Origin of the sequence: Neobacillus terrisolis (assembly GCF_051233475.1) — a bacterium.
Taxonomy (GTDB): Bacteria; Bacillota; Bacilli; order Bacillales; family Cytobacillaceae; genus Bacillus_BU.
Window position 1 is genome coordinate 98536 of sequence record NZ_JBKFGH010000022.1, and the last position, 24412, is coordinate 122947.

A 24412-nucleotide genomic window follows, 5' to 3' on the forward strand; every position below is an offset into this window, starting at 1 on the left:
AATCACCTACTCATTTTCAGATGGTTTGGATTCCACAAAATCGCTTGATTTTTGCTGCGCTTTAAATTTCTTTTCCTTTAACTCATCACGCTTTTCACGTTTATCCTTTAGAGAAGAATGGGTGGGATCTTGCTGGTACTTTTGCCTTCTATTTAGACGATGAAGATCTTCGGGTATGAGGTTGAATTTACTGTCATTCATAACCCCGGATATCCCGACATTGGAGTGGTATTTCTCATAATCAGGATATACGCCTTTAAAATAATCTTCCGCTGTGCCTGGTATATAGTTCTGCGGTTCTGGATAGGATGTTATCACACCCTCAAAATTCCTCAACACTACTTTATCCGCACTCTGAGATATTAGATAATTCGGCTGCAACGCAATTTTCCCACCACCACCGGGACTATCGCAAACGAAGGTTGGGACGGCATAACCCGAAGTATGCCCTCGTAATCCCTCAATAATTTCTAACCCCTTTGAAACAGGTGCTCTAAAATGGCCAATTCCTTCTGAGAGATCACATTGGTAAATATAATAAGGACGAACTCTAATTCTTACTAAATCGTGCATGAGCTTTTTCATAATTGGGACACTGTCGTTTATGCCGGCTAGAATAACAGACTGATTTCCAACCGGCACCCCTGCATTGGCCAGCATTTCACAGGCTCGTTTCGAGTCTTTGGTAATCTCAATAGAGGTATTAAAATGGGTATTTAACCAAATGGGATGATATTTTTTAAAAATATTACATAGGTTTTCTGTGATTCTTTGCGGGAAAACCACAGGAGCTCTAGTACCTATTCGAATTATTTCAACATGATCTATTTCCCGCAGGTTTTTTAAAATATATTCTAAAATATTATCATTGATTAACAGCCCATCTCCGCCTGATAGCAAGACATCCCGAACTTCGGGAGTATTGCTAATATAGGTGATCGCTGCGTCAATTTGTTTCTTCGGCACACCCATCCCAATTTGGCCGGAAAATCTTCTTCTTGTACAATAGCGGCAGTACATGGAGCACTGATTGGTAACAAGGAAAAGAACGCGATCCGGATAGCGATGGGTTAATCCAGGAACAGGAGAATCTTCATCCTCGTGTAATGGATCCTCTAAATCATATTTCGTTTTGTAAATTTCCTTTGAGATCGGAACCGATTGCATTCGAATCGGGCAACGAGGGTCATCCGGGTTCATTAACGAAGCATAATAAGGGGTTATATTCAATGGAATGGTTTTTGTTGAGATTCTTACTCCTTCTTCTTCATCCTTCGTTAACTGAATAACCTTCTTCAGGTCATCTAATGTTCGAATCGTATTGGTAAGCTGCCATAACCAATCGTTCCACTGTACGTCCGTTACGTCCTTCCATAATTCAATGTCCTTCCAATGCCGCGTTGGTTTATATAAAGTTTGTTTCATTGTCATTCCTCCCATGCTTTCTATGAGAAATTAATGCAATTTTTGTGCCAAAATATAAGGGAGGAGAAACGTTTCTATGTAAAGGCTTTGCAAAAGTAACAAGAAGTATCATGCCAATTATTCGGCACGATACTTCTTGATTTTATATTGAAGTGTTTGCCTTGGAATATCCAATATACTCGCTGCTTGCTGAATATTACCCTTTGTTAAAGACAGAGCTTGCGATATTAGCTCTCTCTCTAATTTTTGTAGATTTCCCTTGAGGGATAAGGACGCATTCCTTTTCATTTCCTTACTAAGTAGAGCGTTTTTAAAAAAAACAGGCAGCTCGCCGACTGTTAAATAAGGCTGTTCACATACATTCATCATATATTCAATGGCATGCTTTAATTCACGAACATTTCCGGGCCAGTGATATTCTAAAAAGAAACATTTTACGTCCTCGTCCAGTCCAATAATGTTTTTACTAAGAAAATCATTAAAATGCGCAATAAAATGGTCCGTTAGAAAAAGAATATCCTCTTTTCGGTTTCGAAGGGGAATAAGTTCGAAGGATAGTACATTCAGCCGATAAAACAAATCATGGCGAAGCTGCTGTTGTTCTACAGCGAGCATAGGGTTGATATTCATTGCTGCAATGATTCTGACATCGATTAAAATGTTTTTAGCCCCGCCCACCCTTCGTACCACGCTATCCTCCAGTACTCTTAACAACTTTGCTTGAAGCTCAATGGGCATGCAGTGAAGCTCATCAAGAAATAACGTCCCACCACTAGCCAACTCAAATAACCCCGGCCGGTCGAGAGCACCAGTATAGCTTCCTTTTGCTGTGCCAAATAGAATGCTTTCCAGCAAATTAGCTGGAATCGCCGCACAATTTTGTGCTATAAAAGGACCTTCTTTTCTTGTTGAAGCATGATGAATCCCTTGAACAAACAGCTCTTTTCCCGTACCGCTTTCCCCAAAAACAATGATTGGTGAGTCGGAAATGGCCAGTTTTTTTGCTTGTTTCTTCATTTGTTGGAAGGAAGAGTGAACGGTTTTAAGATCATCCAGTGTATATTGAACCCGTTTATTTTCTGGATTTTGTCGCCTTTTGTTTTTTTCTAGATCTAACCATCTCTCGTAGATAGACTTAATTCGCGAATAATCCTTGCCGATTTCAACTGCACCGATTAATTCTTCTTGATCGAAAATGGGGAGAGTAGTATTGATGGTTTCTATTTTTTGCCCATGAACATTAACATAAGATTGAGGTTGGTTAATAATAGGCTCCTTTGTTTTTAATACCTTTAAGAGGGTACTCGTCTTTTCGTTTAGAGAAGGGAATACGGAGAGCAGAGGTTTTCCAAGGACTTCATCCATTTTCAGGCCATCATGCTTCGCGGCTACTTCATTGTAAAAAACCGAAATTCCCTCATTGTTGACAACGTGTATAGCTTCATCAATACTTTTTAAGATGGAGGCTAACACTTCCTTTGTCACATTGTTGTATTCGATCATCCTTTTCACCATCCCAATCCTAATATATGAAATGGTGCCGAAAAACTGTCTATTTTTCTGCCAGAAAACGGGCACAGCTCTAGGAAGAAACTGGTTTCCAGTATTAATCCGAACTTGATAAATCTTTGACCCACAGGTTCATATTTTCAATTTGATCAAAAATTAAACAATTGTTAAGCAAACGTCCCCGATACTGATAGCCAAGCTGATAAAAAGCCGCATTCATACCAAAGGATTGTGCCCTTGATAGTGAATAGGCACAAAAAATCCCATTACGAATCAGCTCTTCTTCAAGCATTTGTAATAATAGCTTTACATAACCGTGCTTTCGATGCTGAGCAAGCGTTGCACAATCGGTTAATTCTGCATTTCTATAAAATTGATTTACTTCTGCAGAAGCAGCGCTAATTACTTGACCATCTTGTTCAATGACATAATAGATGGTTCCATCTTTCATTGTTTTTGTTACATAATCCGCATCATGAAGTGGTGTTGGATACACTTGAAACACTTCTCTATAAAGTTGAGATAGGGCTTTGGCATCTTTGAAATCCGCTTTTCTTAAGATTATATCGGGTTGAGGCAAAGGATCTTTCGTTTGCCTTTGTAGCAAGTAAACATTTTTAATAATCTGATCTTCAAAAACCCATTGATCATTTTCCATCCGCTCTGGTTGATAATACTTGCAAAAAAAATAAGAATCGGAACCGAGAAAATATCCATCTAATTTGGCTTCACAGTTAAACCCATGGACGAGAAAGTCGGCAAAATACTCCTGACGTACTTTAAAGATTAATTTTTCTGCTTGAATATGTTCTGCTTCAAGTTCTGCTGCTTCAATTACTTGCTTAACATTGCCACGAAAATCATCAATTCGAACTCGTTTGTTAAAAGGGTCGAGATACGCTTCGATTGTATAAGAAGGGCCAGTAATGATTTTTGTTTGAGCTTGTGTTGACACGTTCCCTCCTCCTTTCCTCTTAAATTGTATCAAAACTAATGGTCGATTCCACACCATCTTATAATCGAAAGAGCGATAATTTCAGCTACCAAATATACGTCCTTTAGATGAATGTATTCATTCGCATCATGGGCTACTTCAGTTACTCCGGGTCCAAATACGAGCACTGGAATGTGACCAACCTGAGATAAAATTCCCCCGTCTGTTCCCCAAGGGGAAGCTTCAATCACTGCCTGGCTATTAACAACTGATGCATAGCGGTCTTTAACGACTTGAATTAATGGATGTTCTATCGAAAGATTCCCCGGCAACCACCTGCCGCCAAACCATTCAATGGTTGGGGGATGTAAGTTAAACCATGAATCCAATTGCTGTAAGGCCAATAAAGCCGTTTCCATTTCAGTTTGGGCATTTTCCATTGTTTCGTTTGGCGCTACTCCCATTCTTCCTTCAATTATTGCTAAGTCAGGAACTGAAGATGGCCATGATCCGCTATTTATTTTTCCAACATTAATTGGAATTGGTATTTTAATATGTTCATATAACGGATCGTCAATTCGGCTATTTCTCTTTTTTTCCAGACTCTGAAGCTGCTCGATTACTTGCATCGCCTTTTCGATTGCGCTTGTTCCCTCATATCTTGTACCGCCGTGGGCTGATTTTCCAGTTACACTGATTCGAAACCACATTGAACCCTGCTGTTTTGGGAACAGCTTTAAATTGGTCGGCTCCGGGATGATGGCAGCATCCGCAGTATACCCTCTCAGGAGTGTTGCCAGTGTTCCCGCACCCCCACTTTCTTCCTCTATCACACTTTCAAAAATGACATCGCCCTTTAAGGTAATATCACTTGCTCGGATTGCTTCAAGTGCAAGCAAAAGAGCAGCGGTTCCCCCTTTCATATCTGTTGAACCCCTGCCATATAGCTTCCCATCTTTAACCTTCCCACTAAAAGGGTCATCGAGCCAATTGTTCCGATCCCCTTCCGGAACCACGTCAATATGACTGTTTAATATGATTGACCTGCCTCCTCCTTTCCCTTTCAAAATACCAACAACATTTGGATTTCCTTCAAAAACCTTGCGATCCGAACAAAAATAGGGATGACTTAACAGCTGCTTATTGCCAATTTCCCAAATATCAAGTATTAAACCAAGCTCCCGGCACTTTTCTATCACGACCGCCTGGGCGCTACTTTCATTCCCTCTAGTGCTTCCCTCTTGAACTAATTTTTGCAGGAGCGAGGTTCCCCTTGCTTGATTTTTCTTTAACCACTCCACCAACCTGCTTTCGTAAGGCTCCATCCTATCACTCCTTGTTGTCAATTTTGATCGTTTTAATTTCGGGCACTGTTAATAATGGACAACCTGTTTTTTCTAGAACATCTTTAACGGAATATGGGGGGAATAGTTCACTTAATTCAATCCCTGTCGGAACGACATGAAAAACCCCCATCTCGGTTATGATCATGTTTACACAGGAGGAGGCTGTTAATGGAAATTGACACTCCTCAACGATCTTCGGATTTCCATGTTTGTCAGTGTGACTCATTAGAACAATTACCTTTTTCGCTTTTTGAGCCAATTCGATTGCTCCGCCCATACCAGGTACTTTTTTACCTGGAACAATCCAATTCGCCAAATCCCCTTTCCGGCTAACTTCAAGTGCCCCCAGTATCGTTATGTCAATCCTTCCCCTGCGAATCATCGCAAATGCGGTGGCACTGTCACAATACGATGCTCCCTTGTTAACCGTTACCGGGAAGCCACCTGCATTGCATAGGTTTTCATCCTCATCACCCTTTACCGGACTTGGTCCCATCCCCAAAATTCCATTTTCAGCCTGAAACATGACGTGGCTAGCCGTCAGGTAATTCGGAACTAATGAAGGGATACCGATGCCAAGGTTCACCGTCATTCCGGATCTAATTTCTTGGGCTGCCCTTTGTGCCATCATCTCGCGAATCTTTACTCCCATGCCCACTCCCAATTCACCCCTTCCGATTGGATGATTTTATCAACAAAGATGCCCGGGGTTACAATCTCATCAGGATTTAAACTTCCAAGCGGTACGATTTCTGCAACCTCCGCAATGGTGACCTTGCCTGCCATCGCGACGAGGGGATTGGTGTTGCGCGCACTTTTGTCAAAAATGAGATTTCCGTAAGGATCCGCTTTTTTTGCATATACAATCGAAACATCGGCCGTTAAGGCTGTTTCAATCATGTAGTTTTTCCCTTCAATGTTTAAGGTGGGCTTCCTAGCTGAAATCACTTCATTTTCTAAGCCAATGTCGCTTAAAATCCCTCCTAATCCAACTCCCCCCGCTCTGATTCTTTCGGCTAGTATTCCTTGTGGGGAAAACTCCACTTCAAGCTTGCCTTCCGTCATTAATTTTCCGGCGATCGGGTTGGAGCCGATATGGGAGGCGATTACTTTGTCAGCCTGACCATTGCTGATAATTTTTCCTATCCCGATATGGGGAAAGCCCGTGTCGTTTCCAATTAGAGTAAGCCGTTTGATTTCCTTTGCCATAATGGCCTCAATAAGTGTCGGCGGGGAACCTACCCCGCCAAACCCGCCAAACATTAAGGTCATGCCGTCAAAAAAATATTCAGTTGCTTCCTGAAGCGGAATGATTTTCCCGAAAGAATTATCCATTCAGAGTTCACCTTCCTTCGGCTTGCTGTTGCTTATCATTTCTTTAAATTGCAAAAGAGTCGTGGTTATTAAGCGCGCTAGTTCCTCTATTTCTCGTTTCGTAATTGTTAAGGGCGGGGAAATAATAATGGCATCTCCGTTTATTCCGTCAAGACCCGAGCCGGCGGGATAAATTAACAGCCCGTTTTTCTGAGCTATTTCAATAATTGTTTTTGTAACTTGAATTGCCCTTGGAAATGGTTGTTTAGTGGTTCTGTCTTCAATGAATTCAATCCCTAGTAACAGACCTTTTCCTCTTATATCACCAATAAAGTCGAATTGATTCATTAATTTTTCCAGCATATTTTTTAAATAAATACCTTTTGCTTCGACTTGGCTCCCGATTTGATTTTTTTCTAAGTATTCAAGAACAGCTAAGGAAACGGCACAAGCCTGCGGGTTGGCACTAAGCGTGTGGCCGCTCATGACGAGCTTTGAGCCTTCCAAAATCGGCTCCATGATTTGATCACTAACAAGAGTGGCCGCTATCACGGCATACCCGGCTCCCATTCCTTTTCCTAGAGCAACAATATCAGGCTTCACGTCCCAATGCTCGCTCGCTAAGATGGGCCCGGTTCTTCCAAATCCAGTCATCACTTCATCAGCTATAAAGAGGATTTCGTTTCGCTTGCAAATATCCTTAATGACCTTGTAATAGTCTTTTGGCGGCGTGATTGCACCGCCAGCGGCACCAATGATGGGTTCGGCAATGAACGCAGCGATTTTGTCTGCACCGATACGCTTTATGGCGGTTTCTAATTCATGAGCACATGGATAACCACATTGGGGTGCAGATTGGTTATATGGGCAACGATAGCAATACGGAGGATTGATCGATGGGCAATCTTCTAAGTGAGGGACAAATCGAGCCCGCCGACTTGGATGACCGGACATGGACAGAGCACCGATAGTGATTCCGTGATAGCTGACCCAGCGCGAGAGTATTTTCGTTTTAGAAGTGATCCCTTTTTCTTGCCAATATTGAATCGCAATCTTCATTGCCGTTTCGGTCGCCTCAGAACCGCTGTTGACAAAAAAACTCCAATTTAAATCTCCTGGCGCGAGGCTAGCAATCTTATTGGCTAATGCCTCCGCCGCCTCACTTGTAAATTGCGAACGATAGACAAACGAAACTCGCTGTGCTTGCTTTTGCATGGCTTCAACAATTTCTGGTACCCCATGGCCAATATTGGCGGTCACAGCACCAGACGATGCATCGAGATACTTTTTTCCCGTCTTATCGTATAAATAAATCCCCTCTCCATAATCGACTACAGGATATGTAGAGTCTAAAAGCGGTTTTATTAAATAGGATTGGTCCATGGTCTCACTCCGTTTCTTATTCAAACCGGTGACTCTGTCATTCTCTTACTATTCCATTATATGAATTGGGGAGTTTATAAATGAAAAAAACAGACACAAGATCTTGTGCCTGTTTTGGTTAATGTTAACGATATTATGGTGTTGCTTTATTTATTGTATTCCGCTTGTTCGATGGTAATTTCCGTATCATTTCCTTTTGCCCGTACCGAAGCAGATGCTCCTATTGGAATCGTTGCAAATGGATATACATGACCGATATTGACATTGGCAATGACCGGAATATTAGTTAGCTCACGCTTATTTTCAATAATTTGCTCCAACGCAGCCTCCGTCATATTCGAGTCCTTTTGGAATCTTCCGATTAAAATAGCTTTAATTTGGTCTGCTTCAGGTAAATGGAGCAAGGATTGCAAATCTCGATCAAAGAGGTGCGGATGCGATTCATGATCATCTTCAATGACGAGGATTGCATCCTTTAGTGATGGCATGAATTCGGTTCCCTGCAAGAGATTAAGGGTGCATAAATTTCCGCCAATTAAATTTCCTTCTGCACTTCCTTCATGAATAACGTGATAATGGCTTTGCTCGACAAAGGTTCTGTTTTCTTGATCCAAGTACCATGGATCATCACTCCAAAAGGATGATGGCACGATTTCATATGGAGAATCGTTTGTGACTGCATCTAAAAAGGATTGCAATGAATAATCGAAGCCCTCTTTCATCCCAAAGCTGGAGAAATGGGGACCAGAATAGGTTACTAATCCTGTTTTTTTATAAATAGCCAAGCTTAAAGCGGTAATATCACTATATCCGCAAAAAATTTTCGGGTTGGCCCGAATAAGATCATAATCAATATATTTGAGCAATTGGTTGCTGTTATAGCCGCCAAGTGCTGTTAGAATCGCCTTTACATTCGGATCGCGAAAGGCATCATGTAAATCTTCGAGTCTTTCATCAATCGAGGAACTATAAAATTCATCATGGACATTAACGTTTTTTCCGTAAGTTACGGTAAAGCCTAATTTGTTTAATCGCTCAACGGCAATTTCGAGTTGTTTTTCTTTTACAAGTGCCATACTGGTAGATGGTGCAATGACTCGAATTTCATCTCCTGGCTGTAGCTTTGCTGGAAACATGATAATACCCCCAAATCCATTGTAAAGACTAATTTTACCACATATTTCTTGGATAACCTATGAACCAGTCATGAATTTTTTATTTACCCTGTTTTATTAGCCAAGAACAATTTAAAGTAGGTGAGTTAGGGACGTAGTATCGGTTATGTGACCAAAAACTGCTGAAAATACAATTGAAGTGGTCACATGAGCCCTTCATGTGACCAAAACCTTCTGGAAAATCCGTTGAAGTGGTCCATCAGACATCAGACCCCATTCATACCAAGCATACATCAACAAAAAAACCTAAAGGAGCCCCACCCCTTTAGGTTTACCTACTTTTTATACTAAGACTGCATCATTCGATGATGATACTTTTGTTTTTTCGATAATATCTCGGGCAATCCAAACGCCGCAGGCACTCGCTTGAGCAAGACCGCGTGTAATACCGGCACCGTCTCCGCCAACATACAAACCGTTGATTTCGGTTTCAAAACGCTCATTCAGTTTTGGACGAGCTGAGTAGAATTTTGCTTCTACTCCATAGAATAACGTATGCTCAGATGCAAGACCCGGAGAAACATGGTTCAATGCCTCGGTCATTTCGATTAAGCTTTTCATTGTATTGTAAGGTAGAACAAGTCCTAAATCACCAGGAACTGCTTCCTTTAGAGTTGGCTCGATGAAACCTTCCTTAATTCGTTTCTCTGTTGAACGTCTACCTTTTAAAATATCTCCGTATTTTTGAACAATCAAGCCGCCATTTGATAAAACGTTCGCCAATCTTGAAATCTCATGGGCGTATTCATTTGGCTTATCGAATGGAGCCGAGAAAGTATGCGATACAAGCAAGGCAAAGTTTGTATTAGCACTTCCTAATTTAGGATCGCGATAAGCGTGTCCATTGGCCAGCATAATTCCCGAATGATTTTCAACCACTACATGACCTGAAGGATTGCTGCAGAAAGTTCTTACCTTTGTTCCGACAGAGGTGTTAAAGACGAACTTTCCTTCATATAAGTTCTCGTTAATTTCCTCCATGACAACATTAGAGGTCTCAACGCGAACACCAATATCAACCTGATTATTGATCATGCCAATGCGGCGTGATTTAAACATATCAGATAGCCATTTTGAGCCGTCGCGCCCTGGAGTGATTACGACTTTTTCCGAATAGATGGACTCGCCATTTTTCAAATGAATTCCACTAATTTTAAAACCTTCAGAAGTTTTTTCGGTAATTAAATCGCTTACCTCTGTTTTAAACGCCATATCAATTTTATCTTTTAAGTATTCAAAAATGCTCATTAAAATTTGCAAATTTTGCTCTGTGCCTAAGTGACGAACTTGAGCACGAAGCAGCTTTAACCCTGCGGCATAGCCTCTTCGTTCAATATCCTTTACCTTGTCCGTTAACGGGTCGGTAATGCTTTCCGTTGCTCCATGAGAAAGATTGATGTCGTCCACATATTTAATTAATTCTAATACTTGTGATTCAGGGAGATAATCAGTCATCCAACCGCCAAATTCACTTGTTATGTTAAATTTCCCATCGGAATAGGCTCCAGCTCCGCCAAAGCCATTGGTGATTGAACATGCCGGTAAGCATCCTGCGAATTCCTTTCTTCCAGCAGCTGGCGGACATTTTTCTATTTTCTTTTGTAAAATTGGACAGTTTCGTTTATATATATCATGGCCTTTATCCACTAAAAGTACATTAGCATTCGGCATTTTCAATGTAAGTTCATAGCAAGTAAAAATTCCTGCAGGACCTGCGCCTACAACAATAACATCATAATTTGATTTCATCGGATTATTCCTCCAGACGTAATATCTTCGTGTATATCCTTAACCAAAGGTTAATATATCAAAAATACAGAGTGGAGTCAACACAAAATCCGAACATTAACAACCTATATACCAAAAAACATTCGTAATAACAAAATGAAAAACTCACGGATCAACCGTGAGTCGCACTTTCGTCTTATTTTCCGTAACAGCTTGCACCAATGATAATTAATAAAATAAATAAAACAACAATTAGCGCAAACCAATTATTATAGCCAAAGCCTGGATATGCACACGGTGCAGTATAGCCGTATCCACAGCCATAACCACCCATTCCATAATGCATGATCATCACTCCCTGAAAATTTATCGGTCTCATTGATACAGTATGTAATAGGTTCTTGTCTCGCATGTGTATTCGCCTATTTTTTTGTGATAATCTTAGGGAATCTTTTGTCACCTTATAAGAGTGGAATTTGATAAACTAAAAGAGGTATGAAATGAAAGCACAGTGGAGGTAACGCAGATGAGGAATCTAGTGAAGAATTTTATTAATGGAATCTTAACGATTGTCCCTATCATTCTCGTAATTTATGTTATTTATAAAACATTTATGTTTTTAGACAGCATCCTTGGAAACGTACTTAAGCCATTTTTGAAAAATGACTACATTCCCGGAATTGGCTTACTGCTGACTTTAGTGTTGATCACCCTGTTAGGCTGGTTATCTACTAAATTCATAACCGGAAAGATGATTCGGATCATTGATCGAATCCTCGATAATATCCCATTAGTTAAGACTATCTATTCCGTTATCAAGGATACGATTCATTCCTTTCTTGGTGAGAAAAAATCGTTTTCCAAGGTTGCTCTAGTAACCATTCCTGGAACAGAGATGAAAAGCATGGGATTTATCACCACAGAGGATTTGGAAAATTTTCATCAGCCCCTTTCCCAATACGTGGCTGTATATGTGCCGCAAACCTTTCAGGTTGCCGGCTTCACCTTCTTAGTTCCAAAGGATCAGATTGAAATTATTGATGTCAAACCTGAAGATGCGATGAAGTTCATTTTATCCGGCGGAATGACAACGAAACAAGTGAAGCAAAGTCAATAAGCTGTTTGTACTTGGAACAAGCAAAGAACGCCGCACGGAGCGGCGTTCTTTACTTTTCTTCAAATAATCTAAGAAATTCTTGATAGCCTTCTTTTTCAAGATCTTCCTTGGGAATAAAACGCAGTGCTGCTGAATTAATACAATAACGGAGACCAGTTGGTTGTGGTCCATCATTAAAGACATGGCCTAAATGGGAATCAGCCTGTTTGCTCCTCACTTCAGTGCGAATCATGTAATGGCTGAAATCCTCCTTTTCAACAATCTCATTATCCTTAATCGGCCTAGTAAAGCTTGGCCAGCCGCAGCCGGAATCAAACTTATCCTTGGAGCTAAACAGCGGCTCTCCGGAAATAATATCAACGTAAACACCCTCACGTGATTCATTCCAATATTCATTTTTAAATGGCGGCTCTGTTCCGTTTCGTTGTGTTACTTCATACTGAATTGGTGTCAGACGCTTTTTTAAATCGTCCACTTTTTTATTTTCCATACTCTTCCCCCCAATGCTTCCGGATAAAGGCATCCCGCCCGGATCCGATCCGATATCCCTGATAGTGAAGCTCGTTTTTCTTATAATAATGCTGATGATATTCTTCTGCAGGATAAAATTCTTTTGCAGGAAAAATTTTGGTAGCAATCGGTTTAGCAAAACGTCCGCTACGTTCAAGCTCACTTTTGGAAGCTTCGGCAAGTCTTTTTTGCTCTTCATTATGATAAAAGATGACCGTTTGATATGACGTGCCTCGATCATAAAATTGACCGCCCGGATCGGTTGGATCAATTTGCTGCCAATATAATTCAAGTAATTTTTCATAAGGAAATACGTCTGGATTAAAGGTTATTTGAACGGCTTCATAGTGTCCCGTCGTTTCTGAGCAAACCTGTTTATAAGTTGGATTTTCCACATGTCCCCCGGTATATCCTGAAACCACCCTTTCAATCCCGGGCTGTTCATCAAATGGCTTAACCATACACCAGAAACAGCCTCCGGCAAATGTTGCCAGCTCTAAATGGCTTTCCATCTCCACACCTCCAAAATAAGTTTCGTTTTCACCTATTATCACTATTTTAACGTTTCTTTTTAAAAATGAAAAATAATGGCTACTCCTACATTTAGGAGCAGCCATTTCGTTAACGGTTGTTTCTTTGCTTTATTTGCTTATGAATGTTTTTCCATTTTCTCTTTTCTTCTGCTTGGGCTCGCTTATCCAATTTCCGATCCAGGTAAGCTAACTCTCTTTGTAATTTTTTATAGCTGTCAAGCCTCCGATTAGAAAGCGTTCCTTCCTCCACTGCTGCCCGAACGGCACAACCCGGTTCTTCGTCATGAGAACAATCGCGAAATTTACATTTTTCGGCAATCGCCTCAATATCGGAAAAGCTTTCACTCAGTCCCGTGTCACCTTCCCAAAGTTGTAATTCTCTTAACCCCGGTGTATCAATGACCATCGCCCCGTTAGGAAGCAAACATAATTCGCGATGTGTGGTCGTATGTCGCCCTTTATCATCACTTTCTCTAATCCCTTGGACTTTTTGCTTTTCATCCCCTAATAAGAAATTCGTCAAGGACGATTTCCCGACACCGGAGGAGCCTAATAAGGCGATGGTTTTGCCTGGTTCTAGGTAGGCTTGCAGTTGTTCTAAACCTTGCTTTGTCACCACACTTATTGGAATAACCGGAACACCAAGGGCAACACCTTCAACCTCTTGTAAGGACTGCTCTACTTCTTCGCATAAATCAGCTTTACTTAAAATGATGACCGGATTCGCGCCACTTTCCCATGCCAGCAATAGGTAACGCTCGATTCTGCGTAAATTTAAATCATCATTTAATGAATTGACAATGAATATGGTATCAATATTGGCCGCAATCAATTGTTCTTCCGTTGTTGAACCAGCGATTTTTCTGGAAAATTTACTTTTTCTCGACAGAACCGCATGAATCGTCCCTTTTTGTTCATCCTTACGAGGATCGAGGACAACCCAATCGCCAACGGTTGGAAAATCTTCTTTACTTTTTGCCTCATATAAAAATTTACCTGTAACCTCACACAGAAGTTCTCCTATATCGGTCCAAACCCGGTAAAGTCCCTTATATTCCAGGGCAACCCGTCCAATTATATACTCTTTATGTTCAAAGCTTTTAAACTCCCGCTTAAATTGTTCATCTAAACCAAATGTTATCGAATTCATTTCGTTCCTCCATCTTAGACATAATAAAAAACCATAGGCAAGACAGCCCATGGTTAATCGAGTCGAGGAACATTAAATCCACTACTAATTAACGAACGATTCCGATGGGCTGTGCAAAATACAGTTAACATTTACGACAATCTCTGCAATCATTACACTTCACCCACCTTTCTTTTTGTTGATTTTAGTATATGCAAAATCATCCAAAAAGTAAATATCGATTTCCAAGTTTCACTTTTACACACCTCAGCCGCCCAAAGAGCATATGTTATTGAAGAAGCAATGAGGATAGGAGCGAGGCGTATGTCTGAAAAGAGGAATGGTCAGGATTACTTCGAAAAAGCATCAGCCTATGATATGATGGCAAATTACTATAAATATTTAGATCCTAATATGCATATTCACTATTACAAAAAGCATTTGCAAGCATTAACAAAAGCGTTTCAATTATCAAGGTTGGAACAACGCCCTGTAACACAAAGCAATCAGCCTAATGGAGCGATTCGCTTTCTTCACGTTTCAACAGATGCGCCTAATGTCGATGTTTACATTAATGCCATTAGGGTCTTCAAAAATATTTCTTACAAAGATGTAAGCAACTATTTGTCTCTTCCAACTGGAAAATACCATGTTGATATTTATCCTGCAGAGAATTCGGTATCCTCTATTTTAAACAAAAGAATAACGGTCGAAGCAGGGAAAATTTATACCTTGCCAATCATTGGAACTGAGAAAAAACTTCGGATGCTTTCAGTTGTAGATCATCTTGATGTTCCCACTGGAGAAACTAAAGTTCGTTTCCTCCATCTATCTCAAAATACACCAGCTGTTGATCTCGCTGTCGTTAAAGGAGATGTTGTATTCCCTCAAGTTGCTTATAGAAATGTAACACCTTACTTAGGTTTGACTCCGATGAACGTGAAGCTAGAGATGAGGGAAGCGGGAACGAAACAAGTAATTCTGCCTTTGCCGAACATGCAATTTAAAGAAAATGAGGTTTATACCATTGTAGCCGCAGGTCTTCAACAAGGTGAACCCTTACTCGAAGCATTTATCATTAGAGGTTAACGGCCGGAGTATTGGCCGTTAATTTTTTTACTATAAAACTATTATTTTTTTACTTGACTTCTAAAAGTTTATAAATATAACGATCAGCGGGCAGAGCCGCCATCATAAAATTGGCAGAGCAATATCTGTAACATTTGCTCTGCCTTTTTTGATTAAGCGGACATACAGGACCTTATTTTTGAATTTTTCCCCTTTTTACTGCATTAAGCGGACATAGGTTCCCTTATTTCACTAAAAACCAATAAATAATGCCCAAATATCAACAAATAACGGATCCAGTGTCCGGATAGCCTATCAAAACAACACTTTTTGTCAAAATAGCGGATCGTATGTCCGCATATATATTTGTTGCTGCAGCACTTCTTATTTGAACCAGCTGGAACTGGTAGTTGTAGTAAAAGAGAACGGCTTATTTTATAGGCATGTACAAAGTAAACATAATTTGATCTTGCTTTAAATCAAATTCATTTACTTCAACCTGCAATCCACCTTTTAATGGTAATTCCTGCACATCTACATAAACCTGTTCTTCCTTTGGCTGGATGGTCATCCAGTTCGGAAATTGATAGGCATTCGCTAACAGGGTTAAGACAACTGCCGGGGGAAGGTGGAGCTTTCCAATTGAGATTTCCTTCTCCTTCAAAATAAGATCTCCATTTTCTAATGGGATGGGATCAAACGCTATTTTCATATCAACTTTTTGATTAAAAATGATAAGTGTGCTGTATAGATTCACCACATTGTCCAAGCTTATTTGATAATCAACCGAACCATTGCCTTGTTTTTCAAGGTATTGATTGATTACTTTATTTAGATCCGCTTTATTCGTTTGTATTTTAAACGGAACTGAATCACTTGTAACATTTCTATCTTCAATAGGTTTTTCATCTACGGGGGAAGTTATATAGTAAAAAATGATCGCAATAATTAGTACGTTTATAGTTGCTAAAATTAAAAACAAGCTTTTCCATTTATTTTTCATGTCTGTATTCTCCTATTTAGCTATAAAAGGTTTTGTTATTCCGAAATATCCATGATTAGTTTACTATATCAGCTCGATTAATAGTAATAGAAAGAAAAAAGACCTTACAGGAAGGTCTATTGCAAGGTTTTGATGTCTCTTATTATTTCTTTATAGGGAATTTCATTCAGTCCATCGTAATATTTTACGATTTTTCCTTCTTGATCGATTAAATAAAAATCAATTCCGTGAATTACTTGATCCTCGTTAACCGGTTTTTTCACAACTGCTTTAAAGTCCTTTAATGCCTTCTTCTCAATTTCCTCTTGAGAATATCCCGTTAAAAAGTGCCAGTTGCTAAAGTCTGCTTCAAAATTATCAGCAAACATTTTCAATTGCTCTGGGTTGTCAACGGTTGGATCCACGCTAAATGAGACGAGCTCAACATCTTTGATTCCTTCGTCCTTTAACATCTTTTGAAGCTTCGACATATTAGCTGTCATCGGCATGCAAACATCAGCACAGGTAGTAAAAATAAAATCTGAAACCCACACTTTTCCTTTTAAATCAGATAAACCAAATGGCTTTCCATTTTGGTCGGTGTAGGTAAAATCTTGAACAGGCCAGTTTTTCGCATTTTTAATTTCATTTTGTCCACATGCAGACAGTGTAACCAGTAGGATCAGAATAATGGCTACTACATTCCCTTTTCTAAACATTTTGTCACCTGCTTAATCATTTTATCAATATTATCTGAATTTTATTCTAACAAACCTTTTCAAAAGAAAAAAGGAAAAGGTGTGATTTATATCATCCTTTTCCTTTTGAACTTATTCAAAATAATACATAAACCCGATAGCCCCTACACCAGTATGTGTTCCAATTACAGGTGTGGTATAGGAAATAGTCGTTTCCGAAAAGCCTGTCAATTCAATCATGGCGTCCTTCACTTTGTTCGCTAATTCTAGTCCCTCAACATGAACAATTCCCGCACCCTTGACGGTCTTGTCCTTAACATCTTCAGCAAATTGTTTGGCGAGATATTTTGCTACTTGCGAGTGGCTTCGCACCTTGGCAACAGGAGTATAGACGCCTCCCTCGAGGCTTGCAATCGGTTTAATATTCAAGAGAGACCCGATCATCGCTCTACCTTTTCCGATTCTACCACCCTTTACTAAATTCTCTAGTGTATCTACAACCACAAATAACCGTGTTTGTTCACGAATTTTATTGATGTGCTCAATAATTTCAGCAGAAGATTTTCCACTTTGGGCCATCTTAGCTGCTTCAATAACCTGAAATGTCAATGCCCGGGAAATGAACCGAGAATCAACAACGGTTACCTTTGCTTTCGTCATTTGCGCGGCACTTGCAGCTGACTGAACCGTCCCGCTCATTCCTCCAGTCATATGAATGGAGATGACTTCATATCCTTCATCTGCCAACCGGTCGTACACTTCTACAAATGTTCCAGCAGATGGCTGAGAGCTTTTCGGTAGTTCCGGAGATTCTTTCATTTTTTTAATAAACTCAACAGGGGTAATGTCAACTCGATCAATAAATGTTTCTCCATTTATATGGATCGATAACGGCACTACTTCTAGATTATATTTACTGATTTCTTCATGAGTTAAATCCGCAGTGGAATCGGTTACGATTTTAATTTTACTCAATTTTTCACTTCCCTATTTCAACACTTAATTGTATTATACATGTTCATTTTGCTCAAAGAAACAAAATCCCATAACTTTTCGCTTTAATTCGACACATTTTGAGAACGTATAATAAGGTTAGATAAAAAAATATTTTTGTGTTTTTCCGGTGATAATGAACTGGGGGTTAAAATTTCTAGATTAAGGAAATCATTGTGGGCGTTTTTTTGATTTTTTACTATTTTTTCCAGCGAAGGTTATTGGTTACATTTTCGTTTGTTTCTCTTTCCGTTTTTGTAACCAATAAGGGCTATTGGGTATACTTTCGTTGCTTTCCCTTACTGTTTTTGCAACCAATAAGGGCTATTGGGTATACTTTCGTTGCTTTCCCTTACTGTTTTTGTAACCAATAAAGGTTATTGGTTATATTTTCGATGTTTCCTCTTACCGTTTTTGCTACCAATAAGGGCTATTGGGTACACTTTCGTTGTTTTCCCTTGCTGTTTTTGCAACCAATAAGGGCTATTGGGTATACTTTCGTTGTTTTCCCTTACTGTTTTTGTAACCAATAAGGGCTATTGATTACACTTTCGGTACTTTCCCTTTCCGTTTTTGTAACCAATAAAAGCAAGCATCATCAGATAACAAATTTTCCCCATAATCCTTCACAACGAAATTTATTTCAAGTAGCAGAGTTGTTACGACCATTAAAATCAAATAAAATAATAGTTATAGAGACGGAGGGGTACTATGGGGCGTAAATTTTCCCTGCTGTTAATTACGGTTGGACTCATCATTATTGGATATAGTGTTTATCAAATGGTTAAAACCGATTCGGTCCAAAAAGATAATCTAGTAAAAGCACATAAAATAATAGAAAAGCAACCAACGAAGAAAGAGGACTTTTCCCCATTTACCGGAGATGTAGCCGGGATTCTTACGATTCCTCGAATCGACGCGGACCTCCCAATCGTTGAAGGAACGGATGAAGACGATTTGGAAAAAGGAGTCGGGCATTTTAAGGGATCGGCTTGGCCTTCAGGAAATGACCAAATTGTTTTGTCCGGGCATCGGGATACCGTTTTTCGGAGAATGGGAGAATTGAAAATTGGTGATGAACTGACCATCAAGGTCCCTTATGGTGAATTCACGTATAAAATTGAGGAAACTAGAGTAGTGGAAGCAGATGATCGTACAATAATCAAATCCACTGCTCCTGATGAGGTTCTAGTTGTGACAACCTGCTATCCATTCCGGTACGTCGGAAATGCACCACAGCGGTATATCATCACGGCAAAACCGATTAAATAAGCAAGAGGCGGATACAGAAGTCCGCCTCTTGCTTATTTAATCAATATTAACATATTCTCGGAAGCATCATCCCGGATAACCGAGTTAATAAACGCTTGGAGCCTAACGGAGTTTGCAGAAGGAGTTGTCCCTTCCCTTTGCCTGATACCTTACCGATTACACAAGCATCTACACCAATCGTAAACTCCTTAAGGATATCAATAACCTTGTCAGTCTCAGCTTCAGATACGATGATAATCGCCTTGCCTTCATTGGCCAAATAGAGCGGATCAAAGCCTAATAGGTCACAAGCACCATGAACCTCTCCCTTAATTGGAAGTTTATCCTCCTCAATCATTAAGGTTAGCGAGAAATCCTCAGCAATTTCAACTAGTGTTGTCGCTAATCCTCCTCTAGTTGGGTCCCTCATTATTCTGACCGTATCGCAGCTCTCGTGTAGACGATTTAGCATGTGATTTAAAGAAGCACAATCACTGTCAATTGGGACCGAAATACCGAGATTTTCTCTTGCTGTCAAAACGGCCATCCCATGGTCGCCAATCGTACCAGAGATAATAATCGAATCCCCTTCTTCAAACAACAGTTCTGGATTCAATTTCTTTTCAATGATTCCAATCCCTGTTGTATTGATATAGACTCCATCGGCACTTCCTTTTTCTACTACTTTCGTATCACCGGCAATGATTGATACGCCCGTCTTACTAGCTTCACTCGCCATATCCAAGACGATTTTCTTTAAGTCAGAGACCTTGAAGCCTTCTTCAATAACAAATCCGCATGTCAGATAAAGAGGCTTTGCTCCGCTTACAGCAAGGTCATTTACCGTGCCTGCGACTGCTAACTTGCCGATTGAACCACCTGGAAAGAAAATCGGTTTAATCACAAAGGAATCAGTAGTAACGGCAATTTCGTTTGAAGGTAATACCAATTGCGAGGCATCAAACATCGCTTCCTTCTGATGTCCAAATGCTTCAACAAAAATTTCTTGAATTAATCGATGGCTAAGTTCTCCTCCATCACCATGGGCTAAGGTGATTATTTTTTCCATTAGTAACTCTCCCTCATGTAATGGTAGTATGCTGCGCAGCTTCCTTCCGCCGAAACCATACATGGACCAATCGGGTTCGTTGGTCGGCATGCCTTGCCAAATAATGAGCATTCATTTGGGGAAATTAACCCCCTGATGACTTCCCCGCATCGACATTTCGTTTTCTTTGGTTCTTCTTGCTTAATTTGATATCGCTTTTTGGCATTAAACTGATCGAAAGCAGGTTTTATATCGAGTCCACTGTTAGGAATAATCCCAATTCCCCGCCATGCTTCATCACAAACTTCAAAGTAAGTTTCCATCCACTGCTGAGCGACTCGATTCCCTTCCTTAGTAACAATGGCCCGATGATCATTAATGATTTTTGCTTCATTTTTCAGGGCAAGATCGATCAGCTTATAGATTCCACTTAGCAGCTCGGCAGGTTCGAAACCAGATATGACCCCAGAAACATGATACTCTTCTGCAAGGAACTGATAGGAATCTTCTCCTAAAACAATCGAAACGTGGCCCGGAAGTAAAAATCCATCAAGCCGAACCTCACCTGCATCTAATAAGGAACGGAGAATAGGCTCAACAAGCTTCGTTGTCATCCATACTGAAAAGTTAGGTAATTGAAGGGAGTGAGCTTGTCCAACCAGTAAGGCCAATATCGGGATCGTTGTTTCAAAGCCGATTCCAAGAAAAATGACTTCTTTATCAGGGTTTTCTTGGGCTAAACGGATGGCATCAACAGGTGAATACAAAACGCGAATATCTTTGCCTGTTGTTTTTGCATCTAATAACGTTCTCGTAGACCCCGGGACTCTTACCATATCACCGAATGTGCAAATGATGCGGCCTTCCCCCTCGGATAGGGCAATCATGGCATCGATCGATTTTTGATCGGTTACACAGACTGGGCAGCCAGGACCTGAAACAAGCTGAACATCGTTTATTAAACATTGCTTCACTCCAGATTTAGCAAGTGCCATTGTATGTGAACCACACACTTCCATAAAAGCAGGTTTTCTTCCGAATACTGTATGGAATTCCTGTGCTTTTTCGATTACGGCATCTAGTAGAGGTTTACAAATATCAGGGTTAGCGGACTGTTTAAGAATTTCTAGCATCGACTAGTTTCCTCCACTCTTCAACACTGACTTTGGCATACTCCTCATCCACAATTGACATCGCTTGGCCGGCATGAACAATTACATAGTCGCCAATCTCCACCTCAGGAATGAAAATGATCCCGACAGTCGTTTGTGAACCCATGACATCGACTACTGCCGTATATTCATGTTTTTCGATTACTTTTGCAGGAACCCCTACACACATGTTAATGCCTCCCTTTTCGCTGTTGCGACCAATAACTGTCCGTAAGATAGGCCTCCATCATTACACGGAACCTTTTGATGATTATAAACGGAAAACCCTAAAGCATTTAATGACCTCGTAAGCTTTTCACGTAAGTAACGATTATGAAAGCTACCTCCGGATAGGACGACTTGATTTGAACGGTCAGGGTTTTGATTTTTCATGATTTGCATCGCTTCAACCAGTGCTTTGACAATCGATTCATGAAATCTGGTACTTATCGTTTCCACAGCGGTTTTGTTCAAAATATCCTTGGCAATTTCCTGTAGCATTTTTGAAAAATCAAAGATTAATAGACTGTCTTTATCTAAAAGTTCGAATGAATATGGAGCCAGTTCGTGATTGCTCTTTGCCAATTCACCGAGTTTAATCGCGGCTTCCCCATCATAAGTTGACTTTTGACAAAGCCCAGCCATCGCGCTCACGGCATCAAATAACCTTCCGCATGTCCCAGCTTGTACGATATTGATGTTGTTTGAAAGCATCATTTTAATCACGTTAAGTTCTGCTTCTTTGTCATTAAAAAGTGTTCTGGCATATTCTTCGCCCTGTTTCCCTAATAGGGAGATGAGCATTCCCGCCGCATTTCGCCACGGCTCCTTAATGGCCTTCTCGTTTCCAGGAAGAGGGGTGTAACAAAGATGACCTAGACGTTCCATATTGGAATAACCGCCATAGAGAATCTCAAAACCCCAAATATGACCATCGGATCCATACCCAGTTCCATCCAAGATAATTCCGTAAGCTTCCCCGTTAAGTTCATTCTCCCCCATGCAGGCAGCCATGTGAGCGTGGTGATGCTGTACTTCGATTGTTTCATCAAATTGATAATCTTTAAGAAAGACCCTATTTAAGTAGCCTGGATGGGCATCAATGACCGCTGTCCGTTTTGGGATGTCAATCCACTTCAATAAATGGTCTAACTCTTGCTTAAAATGATTAACCGTTTCAATATTATCTAAATCCCCAATATGGGGGCCGATAAAAATCTGCTGGTTTCGCCCTATGGAAAAGGTTGTTTTTTGTTGTCCGCCAAAGGCAATGACCCCTGTTACATCCGCTTTAATCGATAATGGGTCAGGAACATAGCCTCTTGAACGACGAAGGAAATCTTGATTTTGATTGTTCCATTGGATTACAGAATCATCAACAGGATGTAAGATTTCTCGATTATGAATAAGATAATAGTCTGCAATCCCGTTTAAATATTGAAAAACTTGATTTTCATTGTAGATCATTGGAAGCCCAGATGGATTGGCGCTTGTCATGACAATGCATCTCAAATTTTTATTTTCAAATAACAAATGGTGAAGCGGAGTATACGGAAGCATCACCCCTACCGTACTCATCCCCGGGGCTATTCCCTCTGCCAATTCTGAAGTGCTTTTCTTCCGCAATACAACAATAGGTGATTCAGGACTTTGCAATAACTTACTTTCGGCATTTTCAACCAATGCAAACGTTTGAATCTCTTCAAGCGAAGCTGCCATCACTGCTAGCGGCCGAACTCTTCTATTTTTTCGTCGGCGAAGTTCTGCCACCGCTTCTTCATTAGTAGCATCGCAACACAAGTGGTAGCCGCCTATTCCCTTAATAGCAATTATTTTCCCTTTTTCAAGTAACGTAACCGCCTCAGAAAGTGGCTCACAATCTATTTCTTTACCACTTGAATCATACAATGAAACCTTTGGTCCACATGTTGGACATGCGATTGGCTGGGCATGATGTCTTCGATTCAATGGGTTCTCGTACTCTTCTCGGCACTCAGGGCACATTTCAAAAGGCGCCATGGTTGTATAAGGTCGATCATAAGGAAGTTCACTAATAATCGTATAGCGAGGACCACATTGGGTACAGTTGATAAACGGATAACGATATCGAAAATCATCCGGGTCTCTCATCTCTCCCAAGCACTCGTCACATACGGCTGAATCAATTGGAATGACCAGCAAAGAAGTTCCAGTCCGTTCACTTTGAATAATGGAAAAAGTCGAGTAGTGACTCAGCTCAACTTTTTCGACAATGATTTCATTAATTTTTGAGAGTCGGGGCGGGCTATTCTCAAGATCATATAAAAAGGCTTGAAGCTTGTCCTCTTCCCCTTCAATGTTAATTTTTACACCATCCATATTATTTTGAACGGTTCCGGTAACCTGGTATTTATCAGCAAGTCCAAACACAAATGGTCGAAACCCGACTCCTTGCACTCTTCCTCTGACAGATACTTTTAGCGCTGAAGCCATGCTGAATGAGCACCTTCAATCCAAGAAAGCCAATCCTCAAACCCCTCTTTGGTCGTTGCCGAAAGCGGGATTAACTTTGATTCCGGATTTATCCCCTCTAAATCAGCTCTTGCCTCATCAACATTGAAATTTAAATATGGAAGCAGGTCAATCTTGTTTACAAGAACAAGCTCGGTTCTCATAAACATCGTTGGATATTTAGGAATCTTATCATTTCCTTCCGGTACGCTCAAAACAGCAATTTTATGTTGCTGTCCCAAATCATATCCAGAGGGACAGACTAAATTCCCGACATTTTCGATAAATAATAAATCGATTTCATCTAAATCCAACTCTGCCAAAGCTGCCGCAACCATCCTTGCATCGAGGTGGCAACCGCCATGAGTGTTAATCTGTACCGCTTTAGCACCTAGGGCACGAATACGATCTGCATCTCTTTCTGTAGCGAGGTCTCCTTCTATCACACCTATTCGCAAACGGTGTGATAATGATCGGACCGTTTCCTCAAGCAACGTCGTTTTCCCTGCTCCTGGTGAACTCATCATGTTTATGACAAAGGTATTGGTCTCCGAAAATAATCCCCGATTAAACTCTGCTGCCTTATTATTATTCGTTAACACATCTGTACGTAACGTTACTTTCATGG

General features: G+C 40.4%; 24 protein-coding genes. 3 read left to right on the forward strand and 21 right to left on the reverse strand.

All coding sequences use genetic code 11. The annotated features are described in order from the left end of the window. Nucleotides 1–6: 6 nt before the first annotated feature. The 10 genes from kamA to ACI48O_RS14680 all read right to left on the reverse strand — a co-directional run bounded on the left by kamA (nt 7) and on the right by ACI48O_RS14680 (nt 11160). Nucleotides 7–1425: a lysine 2,3-aminomutase gene (kamA, locus tag ACI48O_RS14635; protein WP_435562565.1), complete on the reverse strand. Its 1419-nt coding sequence runs from the start codon at nt 1423–1425 to the stop codon at nt 7–9. Nucleotides 1426–1542: 117 nt separating this feature from the next. Continuing rightward, entirely contained in the window at nt 1543–2928 is a 1386-nt protein-coding gene (locus tag ACI48O_RS14640) for a sigma-54 interaction domain-containing protein (protein WP_435562566.1), read from the reverse strand. 103 nt (nt 2929–3031) lie between these two features. Then, on the reverse strand, nt 3032–3889 hold the full coding sequence (gene ablB / locus ACI48O_RS14645; RefSeq protein WP_435562567.1) for a putative beta-lysine N-acetyltransferase: 858 nt from the start codon (nt 3887–3889) through the stop codon (nt 3032–3034). A 35-nt stretch (nt 3890–3924) separates the two neighbouring features. After that, nucleotides 3925–5193: a peptidase gene (locus tag ACI48O_RS14650; protein WP_435562568.1), complete on the reverse strand. Its 1269-nt coding sequence runs from the start codon at nt 5191–5193 to the stop codon at nt 3925–3927. A 4-nt stretch (nt 5194–5197) separates the two neighbouring features. After that, nucleotides 5198–5872, reverse strand: a complete 675-nt coding sequence (locus ACI48O_RS14655; RefSeq protein ID WP_435562569.1) for a 3-oxoacid CoA-transferase subunit B — start codon at nt 5870–5872, stop codon at nt 5198–5200. Then, a complete protein-coding gene (locus ACI48O_RS14660; RefSeq protein WP_435562570.1) occupies nt 5857–6549 on the reverse strand; it encodes a CoA transferase subunit A in 693 nt (230 codons plus the stop codon). Before ACI48O_RS14660 ends, ACI48O_RS14655 begins: the two co-directional genes overlap by 16 nt. Further along, a complete protein-coding gene (locus ACI48O_RS14665) occupies nt 6550–7911 on the reverse strand; it encodes an aspartate aminotransferase family protein (protein WP_435562571.1) in 1362 nt (453 codons plus the stop codon). Between the two features lie 146 nt (nt 7912–8057). Further along, a complete protein-coding gene (locus ACI48O_RS14670) occupies nt 8058–9047 on the reverse strand; it encodes a S66 family peptidase (RefSeq protein ID WP_435562572.1) in 990 nt (329 codons plus the stop codon). A gap of 321 nt (nt 9048–9368) precedes the next feature. Next, nucleotides 9369–10835, reverse strand: coding sequence for an NAD(P)/FAD-dependent oxidoreductase (locus tag ACI48O_RS14675; RefSeq protein WP_435562573.1), 1467 nt, complete (start codon nt 10833–10835; stop codon nt 9369–9371). A gap of 175 nt (nt 10836–11010) precedes the next feature. Beyond that, nucleotides 11011–11160, reverse strand: coding sequence for a YjcZ family sporulation protein (locus ACI48O_RS14680; protein ID WP_435562574.1), 150 nt, complete (start codon nt 11158–11160; stop codon nt 11011–11013). A gap of 180 nt (nt 11161–11340) precedes the next feature. On the opposite strand from ACI48O_RS14680, the gene ACI48O_RS14685 reads away from it, so the two are divergent. Next, nucleotides 11341–11931, forward strand: coding sequence for a DUF502 domain-containing protein (locus ACI48O_RS14685; RefSeq protein ID WP_435562575.1), 591 nt, complete (start codon nt 11341–11343; stop codon nt 11929–11931). A gap of 49 nt (nt 11932–11980) precedes the next feature. Here ACI48O_RS14685 and msrB read toward each other — a convergent pair whose 3' ends face one another. The 3 genes from msrB to rsgA all read right to left on the reverse strand — a co-directional run bounded on the left by msrB (nt 11981) and on the right by rsgA (nt 14124). Then, nucleotides 11981–12421, reverse strand: a complete 441-nt coding sequence (gene msrB / locus ACI48O_RS14690) for a peptide-methionine (R)-S-oxide reductase MsrB (protein ID WP_435562576.1) — start codon at nt 12419–12421, stop codon at nt 11981–11983. Beyond that, nucleotides 12411–12953, reverse strand: a complete 543-nt coding sequence (msrA, locus tag ACI48O_RS14695; protein ID WP_435562577.1) for a peptide-methionine (S)-S-oxide reductase MsrA — start codon at nt 12951–12953, stop codon at nt 12411–12413. Before msrA ends, msrB begins: the two co-directional genes overlap by 11 nt. Nucleotides 12954–13062: 109 nt before the next feature. Further along, nucleotides 13063–14124, reverse strand: coding sequence for a ribosome small subunit-dependent GTPase A (rsgA, locus tag ACI48O_RS14700; protein WP_435562578.1), 1062 nt, complete (start codon nt 14122–14124; stop codon nt 13063–13065). 303 nt (nt 14125–14427) lie between these two features. Here rsgA and ACI48O_RS14705 point away from each other — a divergent pair, with 303 nt between their 5' ends. Next, the gene (locus ACI48O_RS14705; RefSeq protein WP_435562579.1) at nt 14428–15192 is read left to right on the forward strand and encodes a DUF4397 domain-containing protein; all 765 of its coding nucleotides are present in this window, start codon (nt 14428–14430) and stop codon (nt 15190–15192) included. A 409-nt stretch (nt 15193–15601) separates the two neighbouring features. On the opposite strand, the gene ACI48O_RS14710 is transcribed toward ACI48O_RS14705, so the two are convergent. The 3 genes from ACI48O_RS14710 to ACI48O_RS14720 form a co-directional block, all read right to left on the reverse strand. Continuing rightward, nucleotides 15602–16174 (reverse strand): YpmS family protein, encoded by a 573-nt coding sequence (locus tag ACI48O_RS14710; RefSeq protein WP_435562580.1) that lies wholly within the window; start codon nt 16172–16174, stop codon nt 15602–15604. A gap of 116 nt (nt 16175–16290) precedes the next feature. Next, on the reverse strand, nt 16291–16872 hold the full coding sequence (locus ACI48O_RS14715; protein WP_435562581.1) for an SCO family protein: 582 nt from the start codon (nt 16870–16872) through the stop codon (nt 16291–16293). 111 nt (nt 16873–16983) lie between these two features. After that, complete coding sequence (locus ACI48O_RS14720) at nt 16984–17826, reverse strand: DegV family protein (RefSeq protein WP_435562582.1); 843 nt, start codon at nt 17824–17826, stop codon at nt 16984–16986. Nucleotides 17827–18555: 729 nt separating this feature from the next. Here ACI48O_RS14720 and ACI48O_RS14725 point away from each other — a divergent pair. Beyond that, entirely contained in the window at nt 18556–19116 is a 561-nt protein-coding gene (locus ACI48O_RS14725) for a class D sortase (RefSeq protein ID WP_435562583.1), read from the forward strand. 46 nt (nt 19117–19162) lie between these two features. Here the strand turns inward: ACI48O_RS14725 and hypE are convergent, their stop codons facing one another. From hypE to hypB, 5 genes are read right to left on the reverse strand one after another with little or no spacing between them, the layout of a single operon-like run. Beyond that, nucleotides 19163–20164: a hydrogenase expression/formation protein HypE gene (gene hypE, locus ACI48O_RS14730; protein WP_435562584.1), complete on the reverse strand. Its 1002-nt coding sequence runs from the start codon at nt 20162–20164 to the stop codon at nt 19163–19165. Further along, nucleotides 20164–21276 carry a hydrogenase formation protein HypD gene (gene hypD, locus ACI48O_RS14735; RefSeq protein ID WP_435562585.1) on the reverse strand — a complete coding sequence of 371 codons (1113 nt, stop codon included), beginning with the start codon at nt 21274–21276 and terminating at the stop codon, nt 20164–20166. Before hypD ends, hypE begins: the two co-directional genes overlap by 1 nt. Further along, nucleotides 21260–21484 carry a HypC/HybG/HupF family hydrogenase formation chaperone gene (locus ACI48O_RS14740; protein ID WP_435562586.1) on the reverse strand — a complete coding sequence of 75 codons (225 nt, stop codon included), beginning with the start codon at nt 21482–21484 and terminating at the stop codon, nt 21260–21262. Before ACI48O_RS14740 ends, hypD begins: the two co-directional genes overlap by 17 nt. Then, entirely contained in the window at nt 21475–23766 is a 2292-nt protein-coding gene (hypF, locus tag ACI48O_RS14745) for a carbamoyltransferase HypF (protein ID WP_435562587.1), read from the reverse strand. Before hypF ends, ACI48O_RS14740 begins: the two co-directional genes overlap by 10 nt. Next, the gene (hypB, locus tag ACI48O_RS14750; protein ID WP_435562588.1) at nt 23751–24410 is read right to left on the reverse strand and encodes a hydrogenase nickel incorporation protein HypB; all 660 of its coding nucleotides are present in this window, start codon (nt 24408–24410) and stop codon (nt 23751–23753) included. Before hypB ends, hypF begins: the two co-directional genes overlap by 16 nt. Between the last annotated feature and the right edge of the window lie 2 nt (nt 24411–24412).